This window comes from Streptomyces sp. MBT65, from assembly GCF_016612545.1.
Classification (GTDB): Bacteria; Actinomycetota; Actinomycetes; order Streptomycetales; family Streptomycetaceae; genus Streptomyces.
The window spans coordinates 1-6,389 of sequence record NZ_JAENRY010000424.1; the positions used below are offsets into that span (position 1 = coordinate 1).

A 6,389-nucleotide genomic window follows, 5' to 3' on the forward strand; every position below is an offset into this window, starting at 1 on the left:
CTCAAACGCCGGACGGGCTGAAGTGAGCGGGCGGTGTCGGCAAGGGCCGCAGGCCTGGGTTGATCGGGCCGGTGCCGGCAAGGGCCGGAAGGCCGGGATGGGCGGGCCGGTCGGTGACGACAACCGCAGGACAGGCTGATGCCGGTGACCGGGGTCGACAAGGGCCGGAACGGCTGATCCGTGCTGGTCGGGGGTGTTGTCAGTGGGGCGTGTCACCATCGGGTGTATGGACAAAATGCGGCAGTTGCGGCTCGGCAAGGACGCCATGGACCGTGACTGGGCCGAGCCGGAGCTCGATCTGGGCGTGGTGGCCGCGCATGCCGGGTATTCGCGGTACCACTTCATCCGGGCCTTCAAGGAGGCGTACGGCGAGACGCCCGGGCAGTATCTGACGCATCGGCGGATCGAGCGGGCCGAGGAGATGCTCCGTAGCGCCGATCTCTCGGTGACCGAGATCTGCCATCTGGTCGGCTTCAGCAGTCTCGGTACCTTCTCGACCCGCTTCAAGGCGCGGACCGGGCTGACGCCCAGCGAGTACCGGACCAAGCATGTGGGACGTGGGGCCGCGCTCATCCCCGGGTGCTACGCGATGCTGTGGGCCGGCGGTTTCCCCACCGCAACTTTGAAGAAGCGGGTCGCTGCCCGCGCTGCCTACGGTGAGGAACAGGAACAGGAACAGGAACAGGAAGCGGGAGCCGATCCGTTTTCGACCTCGTCCGACAGGAGCGCGGAGCCATGATCCAAGGGCTGGGCATCACCACCGTGTGGACCTTCGACCAGCAGCGCACCAAGGCCTTCTTCACCGAGAAGCTGGACTTCGAGGTCCGTGACGACATCTCCATGGGCGACATGAAGTGGGTCACCGTGGGCGCCAAGAACCAGCCGGGCGTCGAGCTCGCGCTGATGAGCCTCGACGGTCCCGGCCTCGACCCCGAGTCCGCCGAGGCGCTGAAGAAACTGGTCGGCAAGGGGGTGTTGGGGGCCGGGGCGTTCCGTACAGACGACTGCCGCGGGGACCACGCCACCTTCAAGGCCCGCGGGGTCGAGTTCCTCCAGGAACCGACGGAGCGGCCGTACGGCATCGAGGCGATCTTCCGTGACGACAGCGGCAACTGGTACTCGCTGACCGAGCGCAGCGAGGAACTGGACTTCTCGAAGGACTTCGGATGAGCCCGGAGCCGCCGGTCGCGGAGGTCGAGCCGGATCACACCGCCGTGCGGGTCGCCCTGTGGCGAGCCCTGCATGTCCAGGCCGATCCGGCGCCGCATGTGCTCGATGACGAGGTCGGGCTGCGGCTCGCGGACCCCGGGGACGACTGGCGGGAGCGTCCCGACATGGACGTCGAGGCCACGCGCCGGATCCGGGCGTCGATCGTGGCGCGGGCCCGCTTCGTCGAGGACGTGGTGGAGGAACAGGCCGGGCGGGGAGTGGAGCAGTACGTCGTCCTCGGCGCCGGCCTCGACACCTTCGCCCAGCGGCGGCCCGAACTCGGCGCGAAACTGCGGGTGTTCGAGGTCGAGCGGCCCGGCACCCAGGCGTGGAAGCGGCGCCGGCTGACAGAACTCGGGTACGGCACCCCGGACTGGCTGCGGTTCGTGCCGGTGGACTTCGAGGGCGACTGGTGGGGGCAACTCGCCGCCGCGGGCCTCGACTCCGGGCGCCCCGCCGTGGTCGCCGCGACCGGCGTGACCATGTACCTCACCCTGGACGCGATCACCACCATGTTCCGCCGGGTCGCCACCCTCGCCCCGGGCTCCACCCTGGTCACCACGTTCCTACGACCCGTGGAGGACGTGGAGCCGGAGCAGCGCGCGCAGTTGGAGGTGGCGGTACGGGGAGCTCGCGCCGCGGGCACCCCGTTCCTGAGCTTCTTCACCCCGGAACAGATCCTGGCACTGGGACGCGAGTGCGGATTCCGAGAGGTATGCCATGTCCCGGCCTCAGAACTCACCGAGCGGTACTTCACGGGCCGGTCGGACGGGGCGGCGCCGTCCCGGGGTGAGGAGGTGATGGTGGCGGGGGTGTGAGGTTTCTGCGGGCGCCGGGAGTTACAGCGGCACCGGCCCTCAACCCCGGCGCGGGCAAAGCGAGTTGCAACGGAATCGGCGCCACCATCCACCGCCCGGCCGCAGGGAGTTGCAACGGCACCGGTCACCACTCACCGGGCAGTCGCCGAGAGTTGCAGCGGCACCTGGCACCAACCACAGCGCGGGCGCCGTGAGTTGCAAGGGCACCTGCCATTAACCGCCGTCCGGACGCCGGGAGTTGCAACAGCGCCGGTCACCACCCATGGGACGGGCGTCGAGAGCTACACGGCACTGGCCACCATTCACCGTCCGGGCGACGGGAGTTGCAACAGCGCCGGTCACCACTCACCGGGCAGCCGCCGAGAGCAACTGCGGCACGGGGCACCAACCACCGCCCAGGCGCCGGGGTTGCAACGGAACCAGCCATCAACCACCACCCGCCCGCCGGGAGTTGCAACGTCACCGGCCGCCAACCACCGCCCGGGCACGGCGAGTTACGCCCGCATCGGCCACCAACCGCCGCTCGCCGAGAGTCACAACACCCCCGGCCACCATCCACCGAACTACCGCCGGGAGCTACAACACCACGGCCACCGATCACCGAAGAGCCGCCGGTAGCTACAACACCGCGGCCACCGATCACCGCCCGGCCGCCGAAAGCCACAACACCCCGGCCACCACTCACCGAACAACCACCGCGAGCCACAACAACCCCAGCCACCACCCCTCCCGCCCAACCGCCGGAGGCTACGGCAACATCGGATAACTCCCCGTACTCGTAGGCGCATGCTCCGGCAGCCACAGCACCGCCACCGCGCCCTCCGCCGGTACGTGGTCCGGTGCGCCCGCGGGGCGTACGTTGCGGAAGGTCAGACGGGCGCCGAGGACGCGGGCCTGGCCGGCTGCGATGGTCAGGCCGAGGCCGTGGCCGTGGCCCGCGCGGTCCTCGCTGCCGGTGCGGAAGCGGCTCGGGCCCTCCGCGAGGAGTTCCTCCGGGAAGCCGGGGCCGTGGTCGCGGACCCGGATGACCCGGCCCTCGACGGAGACCTCGATCGGCGGCTTGCCGTGCCGGGCCGCGTTGGCGAGGAGGTTGAACAGGACGCGTTCCAGGCGGCGCGGGTCGGTCGTGACCTCGGACTCGTGGACCACGTGCACCACCGCGTCCGGGTCCTTCGCGATCACCCGGCGGCTCACGAAGTCGCCCAGCATGAGGTCCTGCAACTCGGCCCGCTCCGAGGCGCCGTCGAGACGGGCCACCTCCAGAACGTCCTCGACCAGCGTGCGCATCGCCTTCGCTCGGTCCAGGACCAGTTCGGTGGGGCGGCCCGGGGGGAGGAGTTCGGCCGCGGTCAGCAGCCCCGTCACCGGCGTGCGCAACTCGTGCGCGATGTCCGCCGTAACCCTTCGCTCCGCCTCGAGTCGCTGCTGCAGCGCGTCCGTCATCGCGTCCACCGCGCGCGCGAGGTCGTCGGTCTCGTCCCGTACGACACCGCCGATCGCGTCCCGTACCCGTACGTCCGTCTCGCCCTTGGCGACCTGGTTCGCCGCGGCCGCCGCCTTGCGCAGTCGGCGCGAGAGCTGGCCGCCGATCAGGACGCCGAGCGCGCTGCCGCCGAGCACGGCCGCGATCGAGCCGATGACCAGGGCCTGGTCGAGATCCTTGAGGATGTCCGTGCTGCGGTCGGTGAACCCGGTGTGCAGGGACATCACATGGCCGTCCTTGAGCGGTACGGCCGCCCAGATGTCCGGCACGCCGTGCGGCCGGTCGGTGACGTAGGTGGCCCGCCGGCCCTCCGTGACCTTCTCGCGCAGCGCCGGCGGCAGGCTCGGGTCGTCGATCTTGATGCTGGGGAAGTTCGGCCGCCCGGACAGCTCGTAGTTGCGCTGGGCGATCTGGACCCGCTCGTCGGCGAGGTCGCGCGCGTTGTCCAGCATCGAGACCCGGGCCGCGTTGTGCACCACCAGGCTGAGCGCGATCGCGACCAGCGTGCCGACCAGTGCGATGGCCGCGCTGAGCTTCCATCTCAGGCCCGTACGGATGCCCGCTCTGTCCATGAACGACGGGACCCTGCCCTGTGAATTCCCCCGCATACCCCTGCTCAGGCCTTCAACTTGTAGCCGAAGCCGCGGACCGTCTCGATCCGGTCCTGGCCGATCTTCGTCCGCAGCCGCTGCACATGGACGTCCACGACCCGGGTGTCACCGCCCCAGCCGTAGTCCCACACCCGCTCCAGCAGCTTGTCGCGGGACAGGACCGTGCCCGGCGCCGAGGAGAACTCCAGGAGGAGGCGCATCTCCGTCGGCGTCAGCGCGACCGGCTGTCCGGCCCTGCGCACCTCCATGCCCTCGGTGTCGATCTCCAGATCGCCGAAGGTCAGCACCCCGCCGCCGACCGGGTCCGCCTCCGCGTCCGTCGTACGGTCGCCGCCGCTCGCGTGGCCGAAGCGGCGCAGCACCGCGCGGATCCGGGCGACCAGGACGGCGCCGTCGAAGGGCTTCGTGACGTAGTCGTCGGCGCCCGCCTCCAGGCCGAGCACGACGTCGATCGAGTCGGCGCGCGCCGACAGCATGATCACCGGGACGGTCGAGTCGTCGCGGATACGGCGGCACAGGCTCACGCCGTCCAGGCCGGGGACCATCACGTCGAGGAGCGCGATGTCGGGGCGGTTCGCGCGGAACGCCTCCAGGCCCGACAGCCCGTCGGGCATCGCCGTGACCGCGAAGCCGTCCCGCTCCAGGGCGAGTTGGGTGGCCTCGCGGATGACGTCGTCGTCCTCGACGAACAGGACGTGGGTCTGGTCTGCCATCCCGGGTGCTCTCAGTCCTCGTGTGGGTCGTTCTCAAGCATGGGACGCCGGAAGGGGCGTCCGCGTTCACCGAAGGATCGGATCCGGCCGCCCGATCGGTTCACGGGCGCGACGGTCCGGGCGATTCAGTTACTGCTCGGGGCGGGCGTGGCGTCGCCCCCGACCGCGTTGCTGTACTCGTTGTGGGTGCTGTACTCCTGGACGAAACGGCCCGTGGTCCAGCGGTACGTGATCACGTTCTCACCGGAGGGACTCGACACCGGGTCGCCCTTCTCGTACACCTGCTTGGTGACGACCAGATCGCCGCGGTCTATCTCCGCGTAGACCGGGGGTTCCTCGGCCTTGAACACATTCTCGTACGTCCCACCCGTCTCGCGATACACGTACGAGCCGATCCCCACCGCATCGCCGCAGGTCATCACGTTGACGACGACGTCGTTCGCCGGGCCTCCGGTCAGTACGCCGTACGACACGTCGACCGCGTACTCGTCGGCGACGCACGGCTTCAGCTCGTGCTTGACCGCCGGGGAGACCTGCGGGTCGTCCATGACGAGCTTGACCGCGTCCACGTGGTCGTCGACGGTCGCGGAGGGCGAGGGGGACTTGGCCTCCGCGACGCCCGCCACCGAGTCGGAGTGCGCCGGGCCCTCGTCACGCGCGCCGGTGCCGCCCGTGGCGCAGCCGGACACCAAAAGGGCGAGGGCGGCGAGCACGGCCATCGCCGTGAACGCCGCCTCCAGGCTTCCGCGCACCCTGCCGGGCCCGGGTCCGAGCGTGCCGTGGCTCGGACCGGGCCCAGAGGTGTCGTCGCTCAGGCCGCGCAACGCTCCCGCTCCTCACGCTCCAGCGCGCGTGCGTCCAGGTCGCGGGCCTCCAGCTCCTCCCGGAGCCGGGCGAGCGCCCGGTGCAGCGTGCTCTTGACCGTACCGGCCGACATGCCCAGGGCGGCGGCCGTCTCTTCGGTGGACATCTGCTCCCAGTGTCGCAGGACCACAACACTGCGCTGTTTCGGAGCGAGAACTTTCATGATGTCCATAAGAAGCGCCCGATCCGCGTGCTGTTCGGTCGCGTCGTCGACGCTCGCGTCCGGCAGCTGCTCGGTGGGGACCTCTTCGAGCTTGCGGGCCCGCCACCACTCGGTCCGGGTGTTGATCATGACGCGGCGCAGATACGCGTCCGCGAGGCGCTTGTCCTCGATGGTCTCCCAGCGGCCGTACGTCCGTACCAGCGCCGTCTGGAGCAGGTCCTGTGCGTCGACCGGGTCCGGCACCAGCCGGCGGGCACTGCGCAGCAGCGCGTCCTGTCGGGTGCGGACGTACTCCTCGAATTCGAGCACCTCGCCCTGCGCCATGATCAACCGCCTCCATCCCCGTTTCCGACCCGCCTGCTGCCGGTTGTTCTTTGCTGCGTCCCGCCGGTCTGCGGCACAGGAACGAAGCTACGGAGGGGTTGTCACGGAGCTGTGCGGAGCAGCCTGCGGGGAGCGCTCGGCTGTCCGTCGGTTGTGTAACGGAAGTAGGTTCGGGGTAAGGGGGCGGGGTTGTTGGGGTGGGTA

Annotated in this window: 7 protein-coding genes; 3 read left to right on the forward strand and 4 right to left on the reverse strand. The window is 70.2% G+C overall.

Annotation, left to right across the window (positions count from 1 at the left end):
* The first annotated feature begins 235 nt into the window (after positions 1–235).
* The 3 genes from JHN63_RS46975 to JHN63_RS46985 are packed head-to-tail and all read left to right on the forward strand — an operon-like array spanning position 236 to position 2,027.
* The gene (locus tag JHN63_RS46975; protein WP_234478758.1) at positions 236–739 is read left to right on the forward strand and encodes a helix-turn-helix transcriptional regulator; all 504 of its coding nucleotides are present in this window, start codon (positions 236–238) and stop codon (positions 737–739) included.
* On the forward strand, positions 736–1,170 hold the full coding sequence (locus tag JHN63_RS46980; RefSeq protein ID WP_200691263.1) for a VOC family protein: 435 nt from the start codon (positions 736–738) through the stop codon (positions 1,168–1,170). Before JHN63_RS46975 ends, JHN63_RS46980 begins: the two co-directional genes overlap by 4 nt.
* The gene (locus JHN63_RS46985) at positions 1,167–2,027 is read left to right on the forward strand and encodes a class I SAM-dependent methyltransferase (RefSeq protein ID WP_200691264.1); all 861 of its coding nucleotides are present in this window, start codon (positions 1,167–1,169) and stop codon (positions 2,025–2,027) included. The genes JHN63_RS46980 and JHN63_RS46985 overlap by 4 nt, the downstream gene beginning before the upstream one ends.
* Positions 2,028–2,774: 747 nt before the next feature.
* Here the strand turns inward: JHN63_RS46985 and cseC are convergent.
* The 4 genes from cseC to JHN63_RS47005 all read right to left on the reverse strand — a co-directional run bounded on the left by cseC (position 2,775) and on the right by JHN63_RS47005 (position 6,185).
* Positions 2,775–4,082, reverse strand: coding sequence for a two-component system sensor histidine kinase CseC (gene cseC / locus JHN63_RS46990; RefSeq protein ID WP_374223012.1), 1,308 nt, complete (start codon positions 4,080–4,082; stop codon positions 2,775–2,777).
* 44 nt (positions 4,083–4,126) lie between these two features.
* The gene (gene cseB, locus JHN63_RS46995) at positions 4,127–4,834 is read right to left on the reverse strand and encodes a two-component system response regulator CseB (protein WP_200691266.1); all 708 of its coding nucleotides are present in this window, start codon (positions 4,832–4,834) and stop codon (positions 4,127–4,129) included.
* Between the two features lie 125 nt (positions 4,835–4,959).
* Complete coding sequence (locus JHN63_RS47000; RefSeq protein WP_374223013.1) at positions 4,960–5,658, reverse strand: hypothetical protein; 699 nt, start codon at positions 5,656–5,658, stop codon at positions 4,960–4,962.
* Positions 5,646–6,185: a SigE family RNA polymerase sigma factor gene (locus JHN63_RS47005; RefSeq protein ID WP_019064956.1), complete on the reverse strand. Its 540-nt coding sequence runs from the start codon at positions 6,183–6,185 to the stop codon at positions 5,646–5,648. The genes JHN63_RS47000 and JHN63_RS47005 overlap by 13 nt, the downstream gene beginning before the upstream one ends.
* Positions 6,186–6,389: the final 204 nt, after the last annotated feature.

What these genes read in the sequence shown, in the direction of transcription:
- JHN63_RS46975 (WP_234478758.1), top strand. Translation starts at nt 236, where the DNA reads ATGCGGCAGTTGCGGCTCGGCAAGGACGCCATGGACCGTGACTGGGCC.
- JHN63_RS46980 (WP_200691263.1), top strand. Translation starts at nt 736, where the DNA reads ATGATCCAAGGGCTGGGCATCACCACCGTGTGGACCTTCGACCAGCAG.
- JHN63_RS46985 (WP_200691264.1), top strand. Translation starts at nt 1,167, where the DNA reads ATGAGCCCGGAGCCGCCGGTCGCGGAGGTCGAGCCGGATCACACCGCC.
- cseC (WP_374223012.1), bottom strand. Translation starts at nt 4,082, where the DNA reads ATGGACAGAGCGGGCATCCGTACGGGCCTGAGATGGAAGCTCAGCGCG.
- cseB (WP_200691266.1), bottom strand. Translation starts at nt 4,834, where the DNA reads ATGGCAGACCAGACCCACGTCCTGTTCGTCGAGGACGACGACGTCATC.
- JHN63_RS47005 (WP_019064956.1), bottom strand. Translation starts at nt 6,185, where the DNA reads ATGGCGCAGGGCGAGGTGCTCGAATTCGAGGAGTACGTCCGCACCCGA.